A 23,042-nucleotide genomic window follows, 5' to 3' on the forward strand; every position below is an offset into this window, starting at 1 on the left:
GTGAAATAATTAGAAAGCTCCGATACGTCCAAAAATGATGTAGAAAGTTTTTCCAATCAATAACAAGTCGTACAATCGATGCCAGTTACTTTGATACTGCAAGTCTAAATCAACTATTTGTTCAAAATCTTTCACTTGAGAACGACCGTTTACTTGCCATTCACCAGTTAATCCGGGTTTGACATTTAAACGTTGCCAGTGACGTTTTGTATATTTTATTACTTCATCTCCAGTAGGTGGGCGTGTTCCTACTAAACTCATTTCACCTACAAGGACATTCCAAAACTGAGGTAATTCGTCTAAACTTGTACTTCGCAGAAAGCGACCTACTTTTGTGACTCGAAAGTCATTTTTGTTTTTAAATATCAGCCCATTAGCTTCGTTATCCACTAAGGATTTTAACTTTTCTGCATCATTAACCATTGAACGGAACTTCCGAATCACAAAAGGCCGTCCTTGGAGTCCATAGCGTTCTTGAGTAAAGAAAATGGGGCCTGGACTATCTATTTTGATAGCGATCGCTATGGGTACAAACACGATGGCTAGAATTACTAGCCCCACCAAGCTTCCTAATATATCTAAACTACGTTTGAACTTAGAGTTTACCGAGGAATGAGGTGTAAATTCTAATTCCCAAGCTTTGTAAGTAGCACCTTGAAAGACGCTTTGTAATGATGTTTGATACATTTTCTAGCCGAATATTGAGCAACAAGGGTAGAACTACGTAAGCTTCACCTAGACTATATACTTAAGTTTTATTAATGGTATTAGGTTTTACAGTATATTCACTTGATCTTCATCAACGTCGGGGGGATCATAACATTTTGTAAAATATATATAAAGATAAGATAAAGTTAAGACGAATCTATCGTATGGAGGATGGTTAAAAGTAACTTTTATGTATAAAAGTATGCCTGCGTTTAAAAATTTGTTACCAACTGAATACGTAAAAGAGAAAAATTAACTGAATATCTGGTATGAATGCAAGTAGAAAGCGAAAACATCTCCCAAAGAGGGATTTTTCAGAAAAAAGCATAAGATAGCATGTCTTGCATAATTGAGGCAGCAGATAGTAGCTGAGGAAAAATACTTCTACATCACAATTTGGCAAGATCACCAAAAAAATAATCATTATTTGGTGAAAAGTTTATTTAACTATTTAAGGATAATTGGCGACGTTAAATTTAGGGGTGATAAAGATATGGTTTTAGCAGGAATTGAAGTTAAAATTAGTCGCTTAGAGTCCATTGTTGAGCAAATCGGAGAAGCCGTAATCTCTACAACTGAAACAATTGAACGTCTTGGTGAAAGGCTAGAAAATTTGAGTATGCAAGTCGAAGCACAGGGAAAGCAGGTACAGCAGCAAGGTTATCAAATTTTTGCATTGTGTGATGCTGTCCAAAGCCTGGCTGAATCTCAAGATGACTCACTACAAAAACTAGCTAAACTTACACAAACACTAGACAGGCTGACATCTTTGATTCAAGGAACTGATTAAGTATGGAAGTTTTGTATCTTAAATAGTCATACCTTCAGCTGGGTTACAGCGATATCACCAGAAAAACAGACATCGACATCGCTGCCAGGAGTGCGATCGCGTTTACCATATTCTCCTACATAATAAAAATTATCACCATCAATGCGATAGTTGACTGGCAAAGGTTTGGTACATGGTTGACAAAACACCAGTTGCGGATTTGGTTCTCCCGGCTGTAGATGCGGCAGATTGACATTCCAGAAGCTTCCTGGTTCGAGAGGGCGCTGGAGTAACTCCGTTAAAACCTTAGCAGTAAACTTGGCAGCTAAATCCCAATCAAAATTCTGCTTAGCTTTGCGGTAATGAGAAATAGCAATTCCTGGAATACCATGCATCGCGGCTTCTCGCACAGCAGCAACAGTGCCTGAAATATAGGCATCGACTCCTAAATTACCTCCAGCGTTGATACCAGACAAAACAAATTTGGGATCTGGGCAAATTTGCGTTATGGCAATTCTCACACAATCAGCAGGAGTACCTGCGATCGCATATTCAATTTCAGAACGCCGCTGGAGATGAATTGGCTGCGTGGTAGTGACTTGATGCCCACAGCCCGATTGATGGTGCTTGGGTGCAGCAATAATAGCCTTCTTGCCATTGACAGCTGTAATTAAGGCTTGGATACCAGGAGCGTCAATCCCATCGTCATTAGTTAAGATAATAGTCATATTAATTATGGGATTTCCCTATTCTCTATTCCTTGTTCCCTATTTCCTTTTAAATTGGTTGTGTAGTATTTTTGGTGCAAGTCTGTCTTAAGAGATTTCCAATGAAACAGCTCCTCAACCAATTACTTAGCATAAAAAAACACTTTATCCGGCTTATTTTATCGCTATTAGCGATCATTTTAGGTTCTTCGCTGTTTGTTACGCCTGCATTAGCTACGGGTGTGTACCAAATGCCAAGCCTAACAGCAAGCGATGCCAACTGGGTGCTAGATAAAGGTGATGTCATCAGCCGCATCAATGAAGGCAAGGTTAGTAGTTCTTTTGAAGACTTAGCTCAGAAAACTGGCAATGAAGTCAGATTTGTAACTGTGCGCCGCCTTGACTATGGAGAAACAGCCGAAAGTTTTGCTAAAGCACTGTTTGAAAAATGGTTTCCTACAAAAGAAGCGCAAGCGAATCAAACGCTGTTAGTGCTAGTTACAGTTGCCAACAACAGCGCTATGATTACCGGGGATAAAGTCAAGTCTGTGCTGACAGACTCTATTGCCGAAAGTGTAGTTGATGAAACATTGGGTGTGCCATTACGGGATGGTAACAAATATAATCAAGCATTTTTAGATGCAAGCGATCGCTTAGTTGCTGTTCTCTCTGGCCAACCCGATCCTGGCCCACCCGAAGTTACCGACAATGTACAAGTAGAAGGCACATTTACCAAAGCAGAAGAAACTGACCAAGGTAACGCCACTGCTTGGGTAATAGGATTATTAATCGCCGCCACCATCATCCCGATGGCGACTTACTACATTTATCAGGTAAATCAACCATCATCTGATGGATAATGACCAAGGCTGAAGGATGAAGGTTAAAGATTAAAATTTTATACTTCATCCTTCTTTCTAATCCTGAACATACTCTTGTCCTGTAACTAAAGCCATCTCAGCTTTGGCAAATTCTCGGCCTAAATAGGCTGCATGGTCTAATTTACTGACTGTACAAGGCTGAGTTTCTTCAAAAATTTTCACGCAAAGTTCCTTTGCTGTCCTCCCACTAAAAATTGTCGTGTTAGTTCGTTCGACCTTTCCCCGCGCCGGAATTACCTTTCCTGTTTCTGGATCGACGGCTAAACCGCGATCGTCAATCACATTTGTAAAATGTTTTGCATAAATTAACCCCCCTTCTCTATCCAAGTAGATGATGAAATATCCACTAGGGTCAAGGTCAATATGACGCTGAGAAAGTTTGTTATCAATTGCTGCCAAATCTTCAACTATTAAATCCATAAGCATTCTCAAAAGCAAATTTCTTTCTTCAGGGTTTTTACACTCCATATCAAGTGTAATTCCTATCTTCCATAGCATTGTTTATATTTTTAATATATTTTTTTACGCATTATTACTTAATAACATATTAAAACTTTGCTATAAATTATACTTTTACTCTAGAATCACTACAACTATGTTAGACAGGAAATTTACTGAAGTCATAGTTATAAAAAAAAATTATATACTGACCGATAAATAAAATTTTAAAGCCTTACTAAAGGCTTACTCACTTTAATTTCTAATCATGAATTACATACGTAAAACAGCACTATTCATCGGGGTAGGAGCTACTGCTATGACTCCGTTTGCTGTTCAAGCTCAAACCTGCGCTAATTCCAGCCAAACCAAACACCATTGACTAAAAGCAGACTCGATCAAATTGCCATTAATCAAGGCATTTCATTACCTGAAGTGGGAGTAAAATTTGAAAGGTTCGCGGTTGATACTATAAAACCGGGTAATCCGATTACTCCAAACAGAAGAAAGCTTGAATCACGATTAAGGTATAGCAAAGTACGCATACTTAATGTACAACCAGATGGGATAGTTCCGCTTCCAGTTGTTACGACATTTCCTCCATTTTTTAGAGAATTGGCAGATGCAATTTTTTATGAAGCAAAAGCAGTGAAAGGCACTTTATTGCCTCCAAGCTATCAAGATTATCAAATTCTTGGTTTCCTAGACGTTCTTGGTAAAAATCCTGCACGTGCTGCTGGTGAAAACCCAGCAATTGTTTTCATGACTACATCTGATGTACGTAAAATTAGTAGAAAGACAATTGTTGAAGCTACTAGCAGAGATACAGGAGTTTGGCATTCCATAGCCATCGTCGATACGAATCCATTTGACAGAAGAAGATGCTAGGAATCTTTCAGAATCTCTGAGTACTTCTGTTATTTACTATGCTGGCAGTGATACATGCGGCACTATTGAATACCATTGTTGAATACACGCAAGCAATTGAGTTTGATCCTAATTATCCCTCTTTTATCACTTTGGGAGAACCCAATCGCTGAAAGCCTTTCGAGGCTTTAATTTCTAAGTTTTGGCTATAAATTTTAGTTACTGTTAGAAAATAAAGCCTCAAAGCTTGGCTCAATCAAAGTTTCAGAATATTGCTTCGATTATTGTTTTCCGAGAGTGACAGAACAGGGTTATGTTGAAGCTTATTTTTATCGGGGTAATGCGTTAGCTTTAGAAGGGCAACCACAAAAGGGGATTGAGGATTTACAGAAAGCTGCTACGATTTTACAATCTAGAGGACAATTAGAATGGGCGGCAGCAATGGGGCAACAAGAAGAAATTATTCGGGAAGGCATTCAAAACGGTGAATTTTGACGAATGCTGGCAGAAATGCTGTTCTAATCGCTAACAGTTGAATTTAACAATTTAAAAATAAGGAAAGTAAGCATCTGTTTGCCGAAGAAATTTTGATTAGTCGGCAAATTTTGTTATGAAAATAGTTCCTTTTGGGTAGTAGGACTGTTAATTGCTGCCACTGTTATCCCAATAGCGACTTACTATATCTACTAAATAAAAATTAAATCAAAAACAAAGCATCTTTCACTAGTATTTGGCATACACTTGGCGTTACAAATCTTCCCTGAAGGCACACCAAATACCTCAGGCATCACCTTAATATTAAAAATAACGTGAGTTCGATGAACCTCTCACTCACTCCCTCCCTCTCCGAAACGGAAAGAGAGGAGCAACGAAAAATTCAGCTTTTTGCTCCCCTCTCCGACACGGAGAGGGGTTGGGGGAGAGGTCAAATAAGACTTGTCGAACTCACGTTAAAAATAGCAGCAACAATATATTTCCCAACCCCTAAATAAAAATACTGAATTTGTTATGACCATCGAACGAGTTCCCCAAAAACACTATCCCAAGGCTGAGATTGGGCGACGAGGTATGGCATTAGGGCTTGATTTTGTCGGTGTATGGTTGATCAGCTCTTTATTAGGCAGCAATAATTTTGGTATTCAATTTGTTCAAATCCTAGTATTTATTGTCTGTTGGCTGATTTTGCGTGTAGTGGTGGTATACAACAATCAAGGGCAAAGTTTAGGGCGTTGGGCTTTCGATTTGAAGGTGCTAGAAGTCGAAGATGGACAAGTAGTGGGCAGGATTCCAGAATTGCAGGCACTGCTGAAGCGAGAAGCTATAATTGGCTTTGGTGCTATTTTGGTATCAATTGCCCTCAGCAACATCAGGGCCAATCCCACTGCTATACTGCTATTACTTCCTCTGGCAATTGACTGTGGTGCTGCCTTGTCTGATACCCAGTTGCGGCAAGCTTTGCATGACCGCTATGCTGGAACTTTCTTAGTTTCGTCGCGTCGGGGCTACTCGCTAGATATAAAAGTTAAGCGATTAGTTGAAAATTTGCGTCGTAATGTGAGAAGATAGTCATTTGTGTTAATTCTCCTCAGGCTTTACTGTTTGTAAAATCTATGGCTAAGAGTAAAGGTGCCCGCATAATAGTGACACTAGAATGCACCGAGTGTCGTACTAATCCAGACAAGCGATCTGCTGGTGTTTCACGGTACACCAGTACTAAAAACCGTCGTAACACAACTAACCGCCTAGAACTGAAAAAGTTCTGCACCCACTGCAATAAACATACCGTTCACAAGGAAATTAAGTAAAGATGAGCTATTATCGTCGTCGCCTATCTCCAATTAAGCCAGGAGATCCAATTGATTATAAGGATGTTGATTTGTTGCGTAAGTTTGTCACCGAGCGGGGTAAGATACTACCGCGTCGGATTACAGGACTTACATGCAAGCAACAGCGAGACTTGACATTAGCGATTAAACGTGCGCGGATTGTGGCTTTATTGCCCTTTATCAATGCCGAAGGCTAAATCAATTTTGGATTTTAGATTTTGCGGAAAGTTGTAATAGCGAAGCTTTAGCGAGTCTTGTCTACGACACGCTACGCGAACGAGGGTCGGAGGGTTTCCAACGCCACTTGACGACAGTTGCCTCAAGTCGGGAGAGCTGCCCAACACAGTGGCTCCTCCGTAGCCAACTTTCCAATATAGATTATTGGATTAACAAGAAAAGCTGTATTCAAATCACAATTAGCTTGGTCTTTTTGAGCCTAAAATCTTAAATCTGAGTAATAAAATCTAAAATTGGTATTACATAAAAATCGTTGGATTCAGGATTTAATATCGATTTATTAAATCCAAAATCCCCAACATAAAATTTAAAATTACTAGAGTGCGAGAGTTGTGGAAAAGGGGACGCTAGTTGAATTTCGGGTTCAAGGCGATCGCCGTCTAGGCGTGGTAGAACGTCCAGACGGAAAAACCCGCTGGTTTGTGGTAGATGAACGCGGTCAATCCCACAGCCTCGCGCCTAGACAAATTACCTATACAGTTAACGGACAAGCCTACAAGACCTCTGAAATTGTCAGCTTTTTACAGCAGGTCAAGCCTTATTTAGATCCATCAAGCTTAGAGGTAGCCTGGGAATTACTAGTGGAAGATGGGGAAACAGTAACACCTGCCCAAATGGCAAATCTACTATTTTCTCAATCAGATGCAGCTCCTTGTTATGCAGCACATTGCTTGTTATCAGACGATAAATTTTATTTCAAGCAAAAAGGAGATGCTTACGAACCAAGAACTGCGGCTCAGGTAGCAGAACGCAAACACCAAATAGAAATAGAAGCTCTCAAGGCCAAAGGACAGCAAGAATTTTTGGCTCGCGTGGAGCAAGCCCTTCAAGGTGAAGCAGTAGCATGGCAGCGCCACGACCGCCAGCGCATAGAAGGACTGGAAAAATATGCAGCACTGCTAGCGGATGTTGTGAAAATGGGAGTAAATTTTGACTCTCTAGGTCGTGCCTATCCTCCGTCAGCCTCAGTCTTAGAGACTATGACCATGCTAGGCCGTCCCGCAACTCCCCAAGGAGCCTTGCAATTATTGATAGACCTGGGTTGGTGGAATGTTCATGAGAACTTGTTCTTGCGTCGTTCGTCAATTCCGGTTCAGTTTCCTCACAAGGTATTAGAAGTGGCGCAACAGCGTTTGGATTTTCCACCAGCTGACTTAGATGCAAATCGCCTAGATTTGAATCATCTGAAGGTTTACACAATTGATGATGAAAGCACCACTGAAATAGATGATGGTCTAAGTTGGGAATTACTCCCAGATGGAAAGCAACGCCTGTGGGTACACATCGCCGATCCCACCCGGTGGTTAATACCAGAAGATGATTTAGATCTAGAAGCGAGGAAGCGCGGAAGTACAGTTTATTTGCCTACAGGGATGATTCCCATGTTCCCGGAAGTTTTGGCGACTGGGCCTATGAGCTTAGTTCAAGGGCAAGTTTGTTGTGCCCTTAGCTTTGGGATTGTCTTAGATCCGAATGGGGCAGTAGAAGATTATTGCATTCATCCCAGTTTTATTAAGCCAACTTATCGCCTCACCTACGAAGACGTAGACGAGATGTTGCAATTAGGAGTACAAGCAGAACCAGAAATAGAAGCGATCGCCAATTGGGCACGGCAACGCAAATCCTGGCGCTACAATCAAGGAGCCATCAGCATTAATATGCCGGAGGCGATGATCAAAGTCAAAGATGACAATATTGACATTGATATTTTAGACGATTCCTCTTCGCGGCAACTGGTGGCGGAAATGATGATTTTGGCTGGTGAAGTGGCAGCTCGCTACGGTCAAACTCATAATATACCTCTACCGTTTCGGGGTCAGCCGCAGCCAGAATTACCCCCAGATGAAGAATTGCTTCAGTTACCGGCAGGGTTTGTGCGTGCCTGTGCCATGCGTCGCTGTATGCCCAAGAGTGAAATGAGTATCACTCCTTTGCGTCATGCTGGTTTGGGTTTGGATACATACACACAGGCTACTTCTCCCATTCGCCGCTATAGTGACTTACTCACCCACTTTCAACTTAAAGCCCACCTACGAGGCGAAGTTCTGCCATTTTCAGCAGAACAACTCAAAGAAGTCATGATGAGCGTCAGCAGTACCACCCAAGAATTGGTAATGGTGGAACGGCAAACTAATAGATATTGGGCTTTAGAGTATTTGCGTCGCCATCCAGAGCAAGTTTGGCATGTGACAGTTTTAATGTGGCTGCGAGAAGACAGCAATTTAGCATTAATTTTGTTAGAAGACTTAGGCTTGCAGTTACCAATGACATTCAAACGTTCAGTGAAATTGGGTGAACAGATATTAGTCAAAGTTAGCTTCGCCGACCCGCAAAAAGATTTTATTCAATTCCAAGAAATAATTTATCAAGAAGCTCAAACGGCTACGAATTAGATATGAGTTCCTAATATAACTACCTAAATAATTCTTGCAGTTCCTTTTGTAAGGATAGAGGTTGATAACCTAAAGCAAAAGCTCTAGAACTATCTAAAGAAACATCTGCTGGTCTCGGTGCTGCCATTTTTACATCTTCTTGTCGGCAGGATTTAAGCCCAGTAGTGGGGAATTGAAATACTTCGATTAATAACTTCCCAAAATCATAGCGAGAAATTCGCTCTTTTCCTCCCAAGTGAATGTAACCTTTAACTTTTGCTAATGCTAACAACAAGCCTTTTGCCGCAGTCATCGCACTAACTGGCGTGCGAAATTCATCTATAAATAAACTTAGTTCTTTTCCTGCTTTTAAAGTTTGGATAAATGGCTGAATAAAGCTATTAGCTGTAGGGGTTTTTGCTCCAAACATCAACGGCATCCGGCACACTGCTGTTTGAGGATATCGCTCTAGCATACCTATTTCAGCCATGACTTTTTGCTCACCATAAATATTAACAGGACATACAGAGTCTGTTTCTTGATAGGGAGCATTTAAACCATCAAAAACTAAGTCAGTTGATGTAAAAACGCAAGGAATTGCATAATCTGCACAAAGTCCTGCAATATTGCTGGATGTTACCACATTAATTGTGTGTGATTCTTGGGGGTGGGTTTGACAAAAATTTGGTTGTGATTGCGCCGCAGTATGAATAACTGCTGCTGGTTCGATATCACTAAATGTGTGCTTGAGTTCTTGATAATTTGTCAAGTCAACTTTTAGTAATTTAATGCCATCAATCTCTAATTCATGGGAGCAATAAGTGCCATAAACTTCCCATTCTTGTTTTGCTAGTTGGCAAATATGCCATCCTAAAAAACCACTGGCTCCAGTGATTAACAGTTTTTTCATGTTCAATTGAGCAATGCAGAGAATGAATTGCACAAAATTATAATAACCTGCAACTAGACCTGGAGAAAAAACTATTTAATTAATTCCTGAAACCGCTTGTCGCTACGCACTTTATTAAAATCTGGATCAGTTTTTGCTAACTTCTGGTATTTACCAGGAACCATGTGGATAGCCTTGTGCAGGTTTTCAAGTGCTAACTCTATATTGCTCTGCAAAGCATAAGTGCAAGCTTTATTGTAATAGGCTTCATCTTTATTTGGCTTGATGGCGATCGCTCTGTCGTATGAAATCAGCGCTTCTTTGTATCTTTGCAATTTTGTCAGAGCAATGCCTCGATTAATCCAAGCTGCATACTTGTCTGGTTTAATGGCGATCGCTTTGTTGTAAGATTCTAAGGCTTCGTTGTATTTTTGCAATGATGCTAGAGCATTGCCTTGGTTATACCAAGCTTCATCTTTGTCTGGTTGGATGGCGATCGCTTTGTTGTAAGATTCTAAGGCTTCGTTGTTTTTTTGCAATGATGCCAGGGCGTTGCCTCGGTTAATCCAAGCTGCTGCACTCTCAGGTTGAATCGCAATCACCTTGTCGTATGCGTTGATAGCATCTTGGTAGCGTTGTTTATCTAATAATTGATCAGCTTGATGAAATAAATCTTGGGCTTTTTGGCTAGCCTTTGCTTCTGTCAGTAGTTGAGTAACATTGATTTTTTGCACTACTTGCTTAGTATTTTCTGTTGATGAGTTCACCTCATAATTACAGCCAAATGTAAGGAAAGCAATGAAGCTAGAGGCAACGAAGCAACGCCAAGATACCATGCTGTACCTACGAAAATCACAATACAATGTTACAACTTGTTTATATTTTATAATTTTATCAAAAAACTTTGATTTTTTTTAATTTTGGTCACATTTTCATATTCGGCTTTGCTAGGATATAGGTTTTTTAGCAAACAATATATGATTTTTTAGTATATGTAGGGATAGAAAAGCACATTTATCCTGCAATTGCAATGACGATTTTATAGCAGTGACTTGACAAATACACCCAAGTCATGAAAGTGTAATGTGCTGGAATTAGTATTAATCAACTTCTTTCAAAAATGAATTTCTCGTAAGAAGATAAGACAGAATCGAGAATTTAAAAGATTGAATATTTTAACTTCTCAATATCCTCTTACACAGGCAAAATATTAAAGCATGACGATTGAACCTAACTCACACAATCTACAAACCCCAGAATCCAGCGGCAAAAAAGAATTGCAACCAGATGATTTTGACGGTGGTACAAGTGAAAATAACTTAACCCTCAAAGCACAGACAGCACAACAATCCTTTTTGCAATCTCCACAAAATACAAATGCGCTTGAAAAAGACCGTTCTGACCTTGAGCTATATCCTACCAATCAAGTCACAATTAAACCGAGGGCATTATTAATTACTTTAATAGCGATCGCCTTGACTGTCATCGGAGTTGCTCTAAATAACTGGGTTATCGGCATTTTCGGAACGCTAATAACTTTGGTGTTATCACTGGCAATTTTATGGCCTTGGTTGCAATATGTAGTATTTGAGTGGTTTTCAAGCGAAAACAGAACGCTATTTGTTGCTTTTTTGGGTCTACTAGTAGCTATGATCGGCTTGCTCAAGTTTAGTGGTTTGGGCGATCGCCTCCTCACTTGGGAAAATAAAATTAACTGGGATGCTTCTGGAGCAATAGCAGGATGGTTTGGTGCTGTGGGACAAATTCTTGTTGCAATTATTGCAGTTTTTGTTGCTTGGCGACAGTACGTTATTTCCAAAGATTTGACAATTCAGCAAAACTTACTTACTGTCCAGCAAAATATTATTACCCAACAACAAACTATAGATTCATATTTCCAAAACATCTGTGACATAGTATTAGACGATCAAGGATTATTAGAAGATTCACCCCAGGAGCGAATAATCGCTCAAGGACGCACCGCTGCAATTTTCAGCAGTATTGATGGCTATGGCAAAGCAAAAATTCTCCGCTTTCTCTCCCGTTGTCAATTACTAACACCTTTAAAACGCGATAAATTTGACCGAGTGATGGTTGGACAAAATGACGATTACGACCAAGACCGTTTTAAAGGTGTACGTGTGATCGAGCTAGGTATTATGCTTGCTGGTGCAGACCTTTCTGGTACAGATTTACGTCAGGTCGATCTCAGCGAAGCTAATCTTATCCGCGCTAATCTCAGTGGCTGTGATTTGGTAAAAGCTAACCTCTCCCGTACCATCTTGTATGATGCTAACCTCAGTAATACTGACCTGAATGGAGTTCGTCTATTCTATGGTTCTGTGGAAAAGGCATCACCCCGTAGTCGCACCGAACCACCTAACTACGAAACTGGCGAATCTACCGGCGCTGTTGTGGAAAATGCTGATTTTAATTATGTGCAACGAATGTCTGAGGCTAATCGGTACTATTGCTGCGCTTGGGGTGGTGAAAAAACTAGAGCCACTATTCCTGATGGTTGTAAAGATATTCCCAATCAGTTGGGAAGATAGTTTTTTATAACTCTACACTTTTTTTGTGTTAAAAATAAAACCTAACTATGAATTAAGTATATTACTTGTTCTTACCCTGTGGTAAATACGATCAAACCACTGTTGAACTCAAAGCAGCTGGTATCACAATATAATTATGTCGATTGAAGAATCTAACTCTAACTCATCCGAAACCCAAAATTTAGAACTTACTACCGACGAAACCCAAAATCTAGAACTTACTACCGACAACAACTTACAACCAGCTAATAGTTATGGTGCAATAGTTACACAAAAAGCTCTACCAGTTGTTCTCATAGCGGTTGCTATTATTTTTGTTGGAGTTGTTACAAATAATTGGATATTAGGAATTTTAGGAACGCTAGTAGCTTTGCTACTTTCCTTATTAATACTTGTACCTTGGTGGCAACAATTTATAAATAGATGGCTGTCTGTGCAACAAAAAATGCTCCTTGTTGCTTTTTTGGGAGTCATAGGGGCAATTATTGGCATTATCAAGTTCAGTGGTTTAGGCGATCGCTTGCTGATTTGGGGACGCAAAATTAACTGGGAAGCTTCTGGTACTCTGGCGGAATGGTTTGGCGCTTTGGGACAAATTGCCATTGCCATTCTTGCAGTTTCCGTTGCTTGGCAACAATACGTCATTTCCAAAGACCTTACAGAAAAGCAAAATCAGTTGACTGAAGAGCAAAATCGACTTACTATCCAACAAAACGTTATTACCCAACAGCAGACAATTGATTCCTATTTCCAAGGCATATCAGATTTGGTACTCGATGAAGAAGGATTATTGGAAGATTGGCCTCAAGAGCGAATGCTGGCTGAAGGACGCACTGCGGCAATTCTCAGTAGTATAGATGGTGAAGGAAAAGCTAAAGTTTTGCGCTTTCTTTCCCGTTCTAGATTGCTCACACCCTTAAAACGAGATAGTCGTCTTGGTCGAGCTATTTTTGATGGGCATGGGGGCTATGCCGAAGACCGTCTCTACGGTGTACGTGTTATTGATTTAGGTGGGATGCTAGCAAGAGCTAATCTCTCTGGCACAGACCTACGTTGGACTGACCTCAGTGAAGCCAATCTTGTCCACGCTAACTTTAGTGATTGTGATTTGTTTAAAGCTGACTTATCTCGTGCCATCTTGTATGAGGCTAACCTCAGTGGTGCTGACCTGAGCGAGATTTGTTTATTCTATGGGTCAGTAGACAAAGCATCACCCCGCAGTCGCAAAAAACCGCCAGACTACGAAACTGGCGAACACACCGGTGCTGTTGTCGAAAAAGCCGATTTCAGCAATGTGCAAAGAATGTCTGATGCTACCCGCTGCTATTGCTGCACTTGGGGTGGTGAAAAAACTAGAGCCACTATTCCCGGTGGCTGTGAAGGTATTGATAACAAATTAGGAAGATGAATAAGCAGCACTTCAACAACTGACAACTGACTATTAACAACTGACACGCGTAGCGTAAATCAAAAAAACAGTTTAAATCTTGCTAATTGAGTTTCAATTGCCGTCGTGAGAATTTTATTCAGTTCATCATTGTCTTGAAACTGCAAAATTTGTTGTGTAGGTAAATCAAAGGAAAATTGTCCCTCAAAGTCTGGGCGTTGCATGTGCGCTAACAAAATTTGTTCGGAACGCTTACTTTGAATTGCATAGCCAATTTCCACACAGACATGTGGACTCGGAATCAATTGGTTGGTTTCTTTACCTGCAATGTTAGCAATAGGTGTAGTGTCTGCAATAAACAATAAGCTCTTACGAATCTTTCGCATAATAGCGCGACTGAGCCGTAAAGGAGCATCACTAGGTCGATAAGCTTCTGCTAATGCTAAAGGAAGACGCGATCGCAAATTTAAAGATGCCAAACTTTTTTGCAATTCCTCTTTCAGGGCTTCACTCGCTGCGGCATATTCAGTTTGATAGCATAAAAAAATTGTTGGTTCTAACTGAGCTAACAAAGCCTGCTTAGTAAAATAAATTTCATGACTAATCAAGTCAATGTTAGCTACACAATAGCCACCACTACCTTCAATATAAAATTCAATATTTTCCCCTTCTAGATAGCGCCCAAACCAAGTTGATTGTTTAACTTCATCGCTATCTTCTAAAAAGTCCGCCCGCATTGCCGATCTCAGCAAGCTTTTTTTACTGAGGCGAATGTCTGGCGGACGTTTTTCCAGCTCTGCGATCGGCTCATAATTTTCTAAATACCATGCTCTGAGCGCAATAATTGACATAAGGGGCTATTTCAAATGTCTGTTGCTATTCGACTTTTTACAAGCTTACACTGAAGGATACCCCTTAATACAACAACACCCAAGCATCTACTAGCTTTAATTATTTCCTCCCCTTGGTGATTATAGCCAGGGATGTAATCAGGTTTATCACTTTAAACAAGCAATAAAAACCAGTTACAGCGCCCCCTGATTTTCAATCATTCGAGGAAATATCAGCGTTCGCGTTGGGTGTTGTTGGGGTTGGACGAGACAGACATAAATTAAACAGCGTTTTTTACCTCTTTTGTCTATTACAAACCTGCTGTTGGATCTGTCAGGGAAGCTTTTTATTTAGCTTCAATTATTAGATTAGCACTTGTAGATTGGCATGGTTACTTTTGCAAATAAACTTTACTTTAGTCAAGAGTCAGTTGTCAGTGGTCAGTTGTCAGTGGCAAATGGCAACTAACAAACGGTTTTAACACCAACCTATAGAACTGAGACATGCATTAACTTAATTCTTGAGTATTTACTTTACTTAGCATTTTGATAGGAATCTCAATCCAAAATTCTGTACCTTTGCCTGGTTCTGAAACACACTCCATTACTCCATGATGGTTTTCAACAACGATCTGATAGCTGATTGCCAGTCCTAATCCTGTACCTTTTCCCACTGATTTAGTGGTGAAAAATGGATCAAAAATGCGTTTTTTTACATCTTCAGTCATTCCTGGCCCATTGTCAGCAATGCAAATTAACAAATATGAATTATTGGTTGATATTTGAGTAGAAATCCGAATTATCGGTGAAGGAAGAAGGCTTTGTCCTTGTTCTCTGGTTCTTTGCTCTTCTAGGGCATCAATGGCATTGCTGAGAACATTCATAAACACTTGATTCATTTGTCCGGCGTAGCATTCTATCCGTGGCAATTGACCATAGTCTTTAATAACTTCAATGCCAGTGAAATGGCCATTTGAATTCAATCGATGCTGCAAGATTAATAAAGTGTTGTCTATACCTTCATGGAGATCAACGGGCTTGTTATCAGCTTCATCTAAGCGAGAAAAATTGCGTAACGACAAAACTATTGAACGGATGCGATCGGCTCCTATTTGCATTGAATCCATGATTTTTGGTAAGTCTTCTGCCAAAAAGTCTAAATCGATCGCTTTGGTTGCTAAGTTAATTTCATTTTGAGGATGGGGATAATGGGATTGGTAGAGTTTAAGAAGTTCTAGCAGTTGTTGGGTATATTTATTGGCATGGTAAAGGTTGCCATAGATAAAGTTAACAGGGTTGTTGATTTCGTGTGCTACGCCTGCGACTAACTGTCCTAAGCTGGACATTTTTTCAGTGTGAATCAATTTTGTTTGGGTTTCTTGGAGTTCATGTAGGGTATGCTTTAGTTGGACAGCTTGAGATCTTGCTTCTGTTTCGGCAATACAGCTTTGCTCATAAAGTTGTGCTTGTTGAATAGCGATCGCAGCTTGATCTGCTAACTGTTGCAATAATTCAATTTCTCCATCCTGCCAATTTCTGGGACTGTCACATTGATGGGCAATAAGTAACCCCCACAGTTGTGTACCCATATTGATTGGAACAATTAAGTCGGCTTGTACTTGCAGACTTTGCAGAAACTCTCGATGACAATCACTCAAAGCAGCCGTTGAGACATTATTCATCACCCGTATTCTGCCCCGAAAATACATCAGCGCATACTCGTTGGGAAAACATCCTGGTGGCGCTTTCATCCCCATAGATGATAGCCAAGTGCCGTTAATTTCTTCCACAATTACTTCACCATCAAATTCACCTCCTATGCGATAAATCAGTACTCGGTCTGAATTGATTAAAGGACGAACTTCCCGCACAATGGTTTGCAAGGTGGTTTTCAAGTCTAATGTACTGCGGATTTGCTCTGCAACTTGCTTGACAGCTTTAGTCAGCAGTAAGGATTTTTCTAGTTCGGCAGTTTTGTCTTGCACTTTCAATTCGAGATTGGCATTCAGTGTTTGTACTTGTTGATACATTTGCTGCTGCTGAATAGCCATTGAGAAGTGATAACACAAAGCTTCTCCCAGTGAAATTTCTTCAGGCTGCCATTGTTGTGCTTGACCTTTTTTTTGTTCTCTCCAAACCTCAAAGGACAGTCTGGGTAGCCGTTGCTGCTGATTCGGGTCGTTTTGTCCCGCCCACAAGATTTCGCTATCAAATCCGGGACGAAAAATGCTGATCACACCGATAAAATTTTGCCGATAATGTAGAGGAATTACCAAAAGTCCCCGAATCTGAGTTGACTGGAATGCGGGAGCCAAAACTCGCAAACGTGGTTCTTTATAGAGGTCAGTAATCGCCCAAACATCACCTGGTTTAAACTCACCTATCCAGTTTTGCCAAACAGGATGCTGTTCAATAATGCTGTGTTCTAATTCGTAGGGCAATTGCGGTTGTTCGCCCCAAGTGTAGATTTCTGCACTGTAATCAATGTAAAGTCTCCCGCCGACTCCACAAAAAGTTGCAATAGCTTCTTCTAGCGCCCCTTGCAATTGGATGGTGGGTAATTTATGTAACAGGGTAGTAACTCGATTAATAGTTGCTTCTCGCTCTTGTTTAGCACGAGTTTGAGAAAGTAAGTTACTTTGAGCGATCGCAATTGCCACCTGATCTGCAACTTGTTGTAATATCTTCAACTCCCGCTGTACAATCGTTCGTGATTGACTGTGATGTGATACCAACAATCCCCATAATTCTGGCTTTGCTGATTGCCGATTAGGGTCTTGATGTAAAATTGGTACTACCAACGAAGACTGTACGCCCATTGCTGTTAGATATTGAACATGACAAGGATCTACTTGACGATAATTGACGCTCTCCGTTTGTAGGAGCTTGCCAGTTTCTAGGGAATATAGTGGCGATAGTCCAATTTTTCCACCAGCTACATCCACAATTGAACGCTGTCGCGCAGACAAAAACATCTCTCTGGCTTCTGGTGGAATATCATCGGCTGGAAAGTGCAAACCCAATAATGATGGTAAAACTTGCTCATGAATAGATTCGGCAACTACCTCACCACTACCATCAGCATCAAACCGATACACCATTACTCGGTCTGTAGCTAAAAATAAACGAACTTCGGCAACAGTAGCTGTTAATATTTCTTGTAATTCGAGCGATCGCCTAATCTGATTTGTGATGCGATGCAATAAACCTTCTTGTTGGAAGGCTGACGGCGAACCGTTGGGGTTATTGAGAAATGCCATTACCAGGTACACCTAAAATAAAGGTATAAAAATGTTTAGACAGCTATTGCTTGATGCCAATACCCATTTAGAACCCTAATTTTTAAGGGTCAAAAATTAAAAAAAGATTATTTATAAAAACTCAATTTTACAACTTCAACATTGAGATGTATTCGGTAAAATTATGTAAATTAAAAAATTACTAATTTTTTTCTAGATTTGTGATGTTTTTTCACAATTTTTTGATTTTTAATCACAAAGTAAAAATGGTTTTTTTGGGGGAATGCTAACATCCCCCTCACAGAGCAAATTCATAATTAAAATTAGCTATTCTGAGGCACAATCGGCAGTAATTACCGAAAGAAGTAGTGACTGACGAATTTCTTCACGTACACTCATCAGGATTTTGCCAAGATGGTTTTGACCAGTAATCTTTGCGCCACAACCCCAAAAATAATCGGTTGGTGAATTTTCTACTAAAATCTCGTTGCCTGTGTTTAGTAAAATTTCTCTAATATCGGCATGAGTAAGAAACTTTTTGAGTACAGCTTCTCGCATAACTTGAGTTTTGGCCACCTGCCAATCTGGGCGGAGTTGGCGAGTGCTACAGCGTCCTAAAGCCGCAGCTTCTTCTGGGGTTGGGGCAGCATGGATAGCGGGTATAATCACTGCATCTACACTGCCTACAAATTTTTGTGCTTGATAATAATGTTCTACTGTTGACCAGTAAGTACCTTGAATTTGGATTCCGTGGGGAGAAAAATTAGAAAAACAGCCGTAAGGCTGCCAAACCTTGTAAAAGTAAATAGTCATTTCAAAATTTCTCTTTTATATATCATTTTCTATAATGCCTGTAGATGCTAGCAGGTAGTTGTCAACTTTAGATTGAAAGCTAGGACTTGCCTCCAGACAGAAGATATTGCTTAGGGAATAATTCTATTGTGAGAGAAAAGTCTGTATGCGAGGTTGACAATGCAGCCAAATGGTAAAAAGCCCTATCAGCGTATGCCGTTGATAGTTGCTGGGGTTTTCCTGGGTCTGGGTCTGGGAGGGTTTATTGATGGCATCTTACTGCATCAGATTTTGCAATGGCATCACATGTTAAGCAGCGTTCGACCTCTGAAAAGCGTCTCAAACATAGATTTAAATATGTTATGGGATGGGTTATTTCACGCCTTAGACTGGGTTTTTACCGTAGTGGGAATAGTATTGCTATGGCGGGCGGGAGGTCGAAATGATGTTCCTTGGTCATCACAAACATTTGTGGGTTCTTTGCTGATTGGTGTAGGGTTATTCGATTTCGTAGAAGGATTGATTGACCACCAAATTCTCGGTATCCATCATGTGAAACCAGGCCCAAATCAATTAGCTTGGGATTTAGGATTTTTAGTTTTGGGTGCGTTGCTTGTTTTAGTTGGCTGGATGATGCTACAAAATAGCAAAAGTGAACAAGAGTTAAAACTCAGAGGAAGCAGAGGAGAATAACAATCCCCCATTCCTCATTCCCCATTCTTCAATTTATGCTTACAGATACTTTTGAAAAAACTAGCTTGGGTTGGCAACTTTCTCAGTTACAACAACAATTGGGAGAATGGTGGGAATACCAGTTTTATCAAAATCTACCGGAATTGCCAACTGAACCAATTAGTCCTTGGCTAGTTAATTTATTAAAATTGCTGTTCTGGCTTATATTAGGCTTGCTCTTGGCTTGGGTGGCTTGGCGTTTGTGGCGAGAATTTAATCCCTACATTTATTCTTGGCTATCTGGCAGCAATTCCTCTAATTTTCAAGCAACAAGCCGTTTTGATGATGCATCTGTAACACTTTTGTTAGAGCGATCGCAACAACTTTATCGTCAAGGAAACTACCGCGAAGCTTGCCGTTGTCTTTATTTGGCAATATTGCAGCATTTGCATGATACTAAGGTAATTATTCACAAAATCAGCCGCACAGATGGCGAATATCTGCAATTGCTTAGCTCATCTGTGACTTCGATGCAGCCTTATGAAACTTTGATTACTACCCACGAGCAACTATGTTTTGGCGATACTGAGATTTTGCCAGAAAATTATGAACAGTGTCGGCAAGCATATCGAGAGATTTCCCCAGAATGAAACGCTCAAACCGCATTGCTTGGCTAGGGGCGATCGCTTTAGGTGTGATAATTTTACTTACCTTGATAGCGGCTCCTAATAGCAGCAAAATCAATAATGGCTCTACTTATAATCGCGCTCCCGATGGCTATGGTGCTTGGTATGCTTTCATGCAACAACAAGGAACTACCATCCAACGTTGGCAAAAACCTTTTAGCGAACTGAAAGAAGAAAATAGCCCTGTCACCCTTCTACAGGTATATAGCATTCTCAGACCACAAATGTTAGCTCGTGAAGAACAAGAATGGGTCGAGAAAGGTAATACTTTAATAATTTTAGGAGTGACTAATCAAGTCACAGCAGCAGAATTTAACACCATGCAACAATCGTCCTTTGGTGATGTGAAAATTGCCACCAGACGACGTTATATCAAAGCTAAACCCCAGGAAGTTGCTTTAGGCGATCGCTTTGGAGCTGTTGTCTGGGAAAAAAAATACAATCAAGGAAAAGTAATTTTTTCTACTACCCGCTATCTGGCTGCCAATGCGTACCAAGATAATTTAAGTAATTTCCACTACTTGGCAAGTTTAGCTACTAATAAAAAGCAACCTGTATTTGTAGATGAGTACATTCACGGTTATAAAGATGCCGATGTTAGGCAAACTGAAGGCCAAGGAAACTTATTTAATTATTTTATTCAAACTCCTGTTTTACCGATATTTCTACAGGTAGGCGTTTTGCTATTAGTCTTAATTTGGGCACAAAATCGCCGCTTTGGTAAATCAGTAGCTTTAGATATACAAGTTGTAGATAATAGCAAAGCATATATCCAAGCTTTAGCAGGAGTCTTACAGAAAGCTGAATCTAGCGATTTTGTTGTAGAGATGGTAGGTAAAGAAGAACAACTACAACTGCAAAAAGCTTTAGGATTGGGGCAAATTCCATTAGAACACCAAACGTTGATTAACCATTGGGTAGAAAAGACAGGCGCAAGTGCGGCAGAACTGGATGCGGTATTAAAATTACAATCTCGAAAACACCGCATGAGTGAACGAGACCTGTTAAGCTGGTTGGGGAAATGGCAAATTGTGCGTCGGCACTTGTAGTTTCACGCAAAGAAGCTAAAGAAAAAGTATCTTTTAGCATCTAGGCGGTTCTGCGTGAGATGATGAGCAAAAAATATGAGCGAAACCCATTCAGTCTTCATTCGCCTCGGTCAAGGTCTTAACAAAATAGTAGTCGGACAATCCCACTTGATACAGCAGTTTTTGGTGGCGCTGTTAGCAGGTGGACACGTCATTTTAGAAGGAGTACCAGGAACTGGTAAAACACTTTTAGTAAAAGTATTGGCACAGTTAATCCAAGCAGATTTTCGCCGGATTCAACTAACGCCAGATGTCTTACCGTCAGATATTACTGGTACAAATATTTTTGATTTAAATAGCCGTAGTTTTACGTTAAAAAAAGGGCCAGTATTTACCGAAGTCTTACTAGCAGACGAAATTAACCGCACTCCTCCCAAAACACAAGCGGCGTTGCTAGAAGCAATGGAAGAGATGCAAGTAACACTGGATGGTGAAAGTTTACCTTTGCCAGATTTATTTTGGGTAATTGCGACCCAAAACCCCCTGGAATTTGAAGGTACTTATCCCTTACCAGAAGCACAATTAGATAGATTTTTATTCAAACTGGTGGTAGATTATCCTGATCAAGCTGCTGAAAAGCAAATGTTACTCAATCGTCAAGCAGGTTTTGCCGCGCGCCGTTTGGATATTAGCAGTTTGCAACCAGTAGCAACAGTAGCCGAAATTTTGCAGGCACGACAAGCAGTTAAAAAAGTGAAAGTATCTGAAGCGATCGTTGATTATCTTTTAGCGTTGGTAAGAACATCACGTCAATATCCCGATTTAACTTTGGGTGCATCACCCCGTGCGGCTGGTGCTTGGTTGCAGACATCTCAAGCAATGGCATGGTTGGCTAGTAGAGATTTTGTAACCCCAGATGATATTAAAGCTGTGGCATCTCCATTATTCCGTCATCGCCTAATTTTGAAACCAGAAGCAATGATGGATGGTTTACAAATGGATGCGGTAATTGCCTCACTAATTAATCAAGTCCCAGTTCCAAGATGATTGCTTAGTAAAGCTTTATCTCCAAGCTAACTTTATAAATAAACATGGAAAATCGTTTTTGCTGGATGAAGTATGAAATTGAAAAATGGAGTATATTAACGTGAGTTCGACAAGTCTTATTTGACCTTTCCCCCAACCCCTCTCCGTGTCGGAGAGGGGAGCAAAAAGTTGAATTTTTCGTTGCTCCTCCCTTTCTGTTTCGGAGAGGGAGGGAGTGAGAGGTTCATCGAACTCACTTTATATTAAAACTCTTACTCTTTGGGTAACTCTGTAATGCGTTATACTTCTGTCTAAAGTACCATGACAGATAATATAAATATGAAGTATTACCTTTCGCGACAACATTAATAACCACAAACAAAAACTAAGAGTATGAGAACGGTTGACAAGAATCAATTAAAAGACAAATTACTAGAATTTCTCCAACTTGTAGAATTAGAAGGTGAAGAAATTTTAGTTACTGATGGAAATAAACCTGTTGTGAAGATCTCTCAGTATGAAAGTTCTCCTTCAACTCCAGAATTATTTAAGAATATGCGAGGTAAAGTTAAGTATTTTGAAGATTTAACTACCCCAACTACTGAAGAATGGCAGGAAGTATAAAAATAGTCCTTGACACTTGCGCTCTCATCTGGTGGAGTTTAGATCCGGACAAACTTTCTGCTCCTGCAAAAGAAGCTTGTGATCAAATGGAACAAGACAAGAATGGTCTAGTTCCATCAACAGCAGTCTGGGAAATAGCTATCAAGGTCAAAAATCATAAGTTAGATTTAGGAGTAGATATTGATGATTACATCACAACTCTAAAAAAGTCTGATGTTATTCGGATTGTTCCAATTGATGAGGAAATTTGGCTAGAGAGTGTCAAATTGAAATGGGAACATCGAGACCCAGTAGATAGAGTAGTGGTGGCTGTTGCCAAAATAAACAAAGCTTCTATTATTACAGCTGATCGAAAAATAGCTAATTTTTATTCTCTAGTAATTTGGTAACTTCAAAGGTCAACTCGCTCCAAAAATTGAAGCGTGAATTATAGTGATCGCTTGACTCTTCAATTCATGCGATTAGTGACCGAATTTAAAATTTTGGACAAATATATCCACGTTGGGAATAGG

The 23,042-nt window shown here is 40.1% G+C and carries 24 protein-coding genes; 16 read left to right on the top strand and 8 right to left on the bottom strand.

The genetic code is table 11. From position 1 onward, the window contains the following. Positions 1-9 precede the first annotated feature (9 nt). Entirely contained in the window at positions 10-687 is a 678-nt protein-coding gene (locus tag I8751_RS11660; protein ID WP_214439317.1) for a sugar transferase, read from the bottom strand. Between the two features lie 514 nt (positions 688-1,201). On the opposite strand from I8751_RS11660, the gene I8751_RS11665 reads away from it, so the two are divergent. Next, entirely contained in the window at positions 1,202-1,498 is a 297-nt protein-coding gene (locus I8751_RS11665; protein ID WP_214439318.1) for a hypothetical protein, read from the top strand. A 26-nt stretch (positions 1,499-1,524) separates the two neighbouring features. Here I8751_RS11665 and surE read toward each other — a convergent pair whose 3' ends face one another. Further along, a complete protein-coding gene (gene surE / locus I8751_RS11670) occupies positions 1,525-2,205 on the bottom strand; it encodes a 5'/3'-nucleotidase SurE (protein WP_214439319.1) in 681 nt (226 codons plus the stop codon). 101 nt (positions 2,206-2,306) lie between these two features. On the opposite strand from surE, the gene psb32 reads away from it, so the two are divergent. After that, positions 2,307-3,044 carry a photosystem II repair protein Psb32 gene (gene psb32, locus I8751_RS11675; protein WP_214439320.1) on the top strand — a complete coding sequence of 246 codons (738 nt, stop codon included), beginning with the start codon at positions 2,307-2,309 and terminating at the stop codon, positions 3,042-3,044. A gap of 57 nt (positions 3,045-3,101) precedes the next feature. Here psb32 and I8751_RS11680 read toward each other — a convergent pair whose 3' ends face one another. Then, positions 3,102-3,485, bottom strand: a complete 384-nt coding sequence (locus I8751_RS11680; protein WP_214439321.1) for a DUF4346 domain-containing protein — start codon at positions 3,483-3,485, stop codon at positions 3,102-3,104. A gap of 396 nt (positions 3,486-3,881) precedes the next feature. Here I8751_RS11680 and I8751_RS11685 point away from each other — a divergent pair, with 396 nt between their 5' ends. The 6 genes from I8751_RS11685 to I8751_RS11710 all read left to right on the top strand — a co-directional run bounded on the left by I8751_RS11685 (position 3,882) and on the right by I8751_RS11710 (position 8,826). After that, entirely contained in the window at positions 3,882-4,391 is a 510-nt protein-coding gene (locus I8751_RS11685) for a hypothetical protein (RefSeq protein ID WP_214439322.1), read from the top strand. Positions 4,392-4,667: 276 nt separating this feature from the next. Beyond that, on the top strand, positions 4,668-4,865 hold the full coding sequence (locus I8751_RS11690) for a tetratricopeptide repeat protein (RefSeq protein WP_214439323.1): 198 nt from the start codon (positions 4,668-4,670) through the stop codon (positions 4,863-4,865). A 513-nt stretch (positions 4,866-5,378) separates the two neighbouring features. Beyond that, positions 5,379-5,936 (top strand): RDD family protein, encoded by a 558-nt coding sequence (locus I8751_RS11695; protein ID WP_214439324.1) that lies wholly within the window; start codon positions 5,379-5,381, stop codon positions 5,934-5,936. 44 nt (positions 5,937-5,980) lie between these two features. Further along, entirely contained in the window at positions 5,981-6,175 is a 195-nt protein-coding gene (gene rpmG / locus I8751_RS11700) for a 50S ribosomal protein L33 (protein WP_168501807.1), read from the top strand. A 2-nt stretch (positions 6,176-6,177) separates the two neighbouring features. Further along, on the top strand, positions 6,178-6,393 hold the full coding sequence (gene rpsR, locus I8751_RS11705) for a 30S ribosomal protein S18 (RefSeq protein WP_214439325.1): 216 nt from the start codon (positions 6,178-6,180) through the stop codon (positions 6,391-6,393). Between the two features lie 372 nt (positions 6,394-6,765). Further along, positions 6,766-8,826, top strand: coding sequence for a ribonuclease catalytic domain-containing protein (locus I8751_RS11710; RefSeq protein WP_214439326.1), 2,061 nt, complete (start codon positions 6,766-6,768; stop codon positions 8,824-8,826). Positions 8,827-8,845: 19 nt separating this feature from the next. Here the strand turns inward: I8751_RS11710 and I8751_RS11715 are convergent, their stop codons facing one another. Beyond that, on the bottom strand, positions 8,846-9,715 hold the full coding sequence (locus I8751_RS11715; RefSeq protein WP_214439327.1) for an SDR family oxidoreductase: 870 nt from the start codon (positions 9,713-9,715) through the stop codon (positions 8,846-8,848). A gap of 71 nt (positions 9,716-9,786) precedes the next feature. Then, entirely contained in the window at positions 9,787-10,530 is a 744-nt protein-coding gene (locus I8751_RS11720; protein WP_214439328.1) for a tetratricopeptide repeat protein, read from the bottom strand. A 381-nt stretch (positions 10,531-10,911) separates the two neighbouring features. Between I8751_RS11720 and I8751_RS11725 the strand changes: the two genes are divergently transcribed. Continuing rightward, positions 10,912-12,246, top strand: coding sequence for a pentapeptide repeat-containing protein (locus I8751_RS11725; protein WP_214439329.1), 1,335 nt, complete (start codon positions 10,912-10,914; stop codon positions 12,244-12,246). Positions 12,247-12,382: 136 nt separating this feature from the next. Then, the gene (locus I8751_RS11730) at positions 12,383-13,654 is read left to right on the top strand and encodes a pentapeptide repeat-containing protein (RefSeq protein ID WP_214439330.1); all 1,272 of its coding nucleotides are present in this window, start codon (positions 12,383-12,385) and stop codon (positions 13,652-13,654) included. Positions 13,655-13,713: 59 nt separating this feature from the next. On the opposite strand, the gene I8751_RS11735 is transcribed toward I8751_RS11730, so the two are convergent. The 3 genes from I8751_RS11735 to I8751_RS11745 form a co-directional block, all read right to left on the bottom strand. Next, positions 13,714-14,484, bottom strand: coding sequence for a hypothetical protein (locus I8751_RS11735; protein ID WP_214439331.1), 771 nt, complete (start codon positions 14,482-14,484; stop codon positions 13,714-13,716). A gap of 488 nt (positions 14,485-14,972) precedes the next feature. Then, on the bottom strand, positions 14,973-17,723 hold the full coding sequence (locus I8751_RS11740; protein WP_214439332.1) for a GAF domain-containing sensor histidine kinase: 2,751 nt from the start codon (positions 17,721-17,723) through the stop codon (positions 14,973-14,975). Between the two features lie 306 nt (positions 17,724-18,029). Further along, positions 18,030-18,515, bottom strand: a complete 486-nt coding sequence (locus I8751_RS11745; protein ID WP_214439333.1) for an NADAR family protein — start codon at positions 18,513-18,515, stop codon at positions 18,030-18,032. Positions 18,516-18,674: 159 nt separating this feature from the next. On the opposite strand from I8751_RS11745, the gene I8751_RS11750 reads away from it, so the two are divergent. The 6 genes from I8751_RS11750 (at position 18,675) to I8751_RS11775 (ending at position 22,919) form a co-directional block, all read left to right on the top strand. Continuing rightward, positions 18,675-19,187, top strand: a complete 513-nt coding sequence (locus tag I8751_RS11750; RefSeq protein WP_214439334.1) for a DUF2243 domain-containing protein — start codon at positions 18,675-18,677, stop codon at positions 19,185-19,187. 35 nt (positions 19,188-19,222) lie between these two features. Further along, on the top strand, positions 19,223-19,816 hold the full coding sequence (locus I8751_RS11755; protein WP_214439335.1) for a DUF4129 domain-containing protein: 594 nt from the start codon (positions 19,223-19,225) through the stop codon (positions 19,814-19,816). Then, positions 19,813-20,901 carry a DUF4350 domain-containing protein gene (locus I8751_RS11760; protein WP_214439336.1) on the top strand — a complete coding sequence of 363 codons (1,089 nt, stop codon included), beginning with the start codon at positions 19,813-19,815 and terminating at the stop codon, positions 20,899-20,901. The genes I8751_RS11755 and I8751_RS11760 overlap by 4 nt, the downstream gene beginning before the upstream one ends. 75 nt (positions 20,902-20,976) lie before the next feature. Further along, the gene (locus I8751_RS11765) at positions 20,977-21,927 is read left to right on the top strand and encodes an AAA family ATPase (RefSeq protein WP_214439337.1); all 951 of its coding nucleotides are present in this window, start codon (positions 20,977-20,979) and stop codon (positions 21,925-21,927) included. A 372-nt stretch (positions 21,928-22,299) separates the two neighbouring features. After that, positions 22,300-22,530, top strand: a complete 231-nt coding sequence (locus tag I8751_RS11770) for a type II toxin-antitoxin system Phd/YefM family antitoxin (protein ID WP_214439338.1) — start codon at positions 22,300-22,302, stop codon at positions 22,528-22,530. Continuing rightward, positions 22,515-22,919, top strand: a complete 405-nt coding sequence (locus I8751_RS11775; protein ID WP_214439339.1) for a type II toxin-antitoxin system VapC family toxin — start codon at positions 22,515-22,517, stop codon at positions 22,917-22,919. The genes I8751_RS11770 and I8751_RS11775 overlap by 16 nt, the downstream gene beginning before the upstream one ends. The last annotated feature ends 123 nt before the right edge of the window (positions 22,920-23,042 follow it).

This window comes from Atlanticothrix silvestris CENA357 (assembly GCF_016056295.1).
GTDB lineage: Bacteria > Cyanobacteriota > Cyanobacteriia > Cyanobacteriales > Nostocaceae > Atlanticothrix > Atlanticothrix silvestris.

Coding starts and splice junctions, on each gene's coding strand:
- I8751_RS11660 (WP_214439317.1), bottom strand. CDS start 687: ATGTATCAAACATCATTACAAAGCGTCTTTCAAGGTGCTACTTACAAA.
- I8751_RS11665 (WP_214439318.1), top strand. CDS start 1,202: ATGGTTTTAGCAGGAATTGAAGTTAAAATTAGTCGCTTAGAGTCCATT.
- surE (WP_214439319.1), bottom strand. CDS start 2,205: ATGACTATTATCTTAACTAATGACGATGGGATTGACGCTCCTGGTATC.
- psb32 (WP_214439320.1), top strand. CDS start 2,307: ATGAAACAGCTCCTCAACCAATTACTTAGCATAAAAAAACACTTTATC.
- I8751_RS11680 (WP_214439321.1), bottom strand. CDS start 3,485: ATGGATTTAATAGTTGAAGATTTGGCAGCAATTGATAACAAACTTTCT.
- I8751_RS11695 (WP_214439324.1), top strand. CDS start 5,379: ATGACCATCGAACGAGTTCCCCAAAAACACTATCCCAAGGCTGAGATT.
- rpmG (WP_168501807.1), top strand. CDS start 5,981: ATGGCTAAGAGTAAAGGTGCCCGCATAATAGTGACACTAGAATGCACC.
- rpsR (WP_214439325.1), top strand. CDS start 6,178: ATGAGCTATTATCGTCGTCGCCTATCTCCAATTAAGCCAGGAGATCCA.
- I8751_RS11715 (WP_214439327.1), bottom strand. CDS start 9,715: ATGAAAAAACTGTTAATCACTGGAGCCAGTGGTTTTTTAGGATGGCAT.
- I8751_RS11720 (WP_214439328.1), bottom strand. CDS start 10,530: ATGGTATCTTGGCGTTGCTTCGTTGCCTCTAGCTTCATTGCTTTCCTT.
- I8751_RS11725 (WP_214439329.1), top strand. CDS start 10,912: ATGACGATTGAACCTAACTCACACAATCTACAAACCCCAGAATCCAGC.
- I8751_RS11730 (WP_214439330.1), top strand. CDS start 12,383: ATGTCGATTGAAGAATCTAACTCTAACTCATCCGAAACCCAAAATTTA.
- I8751_RS11735 (WP_214439331.1), bottom strand. CDS start 14,484: ATGTCAATTATTGCGCTCAGAGCATGGTATTTAGAAAATTATGAGCCG.
- I8751_RS11740 (WP_214439332.1), bottom strand. CDS start 17,723: ATGGCATTTCTCAATAACCCCAACGGTTCGCCGTCAGCCTTCCAACAA.
- I8751_RS11745 (WP_214439333.1), bottom strand. CDS start 18,515: ATGACTATTTACTTTTACAAGGTTTGGCAGCCTTACGGCTGTTTTTCT.
- I8751_RS11750 (WP_214439334.1), top strand. CDS start 18,675: ATGCAGCCAAATGGTAAAAAGCCCTATCAGCGTATGCCGTTGATAGTT.
- I8751_RS11755 (WP_214439335.1), top strand. CDS start 19,223: ATGCTTACAGATACTTTTGAAAAAACTAGCTTGGGTTGGCAACTTTCT.
- I8751_RS11760 (WP_214439336.1), top strand. CDS start 19,813: ATGAAACGCTCAAACCGCATTGCTTGGCTAGGGGCGATCGCTTTAGGT.
- I8751_RS11765 (WP_214439337.1), top strand. CDS start 20,977: ATGAGCGAAACCCATTCAGTCTTCATTCGCCTCGGTCAAGGTCTTAAC.
- I8751_RS11770 (WP_214439338.1), top strand. CDS start 22,300: ATGAGAACGGTTGACAAGAATCAATTAAAAGACAAATTACTAGAATTT.
- I8751_RS11775 (WP_214439339.1), top strand. CDS start 22,515: ATGGCAGGAAGTATAAAAATAGTCCTTGACACTTGCGCTCTCATCTGG.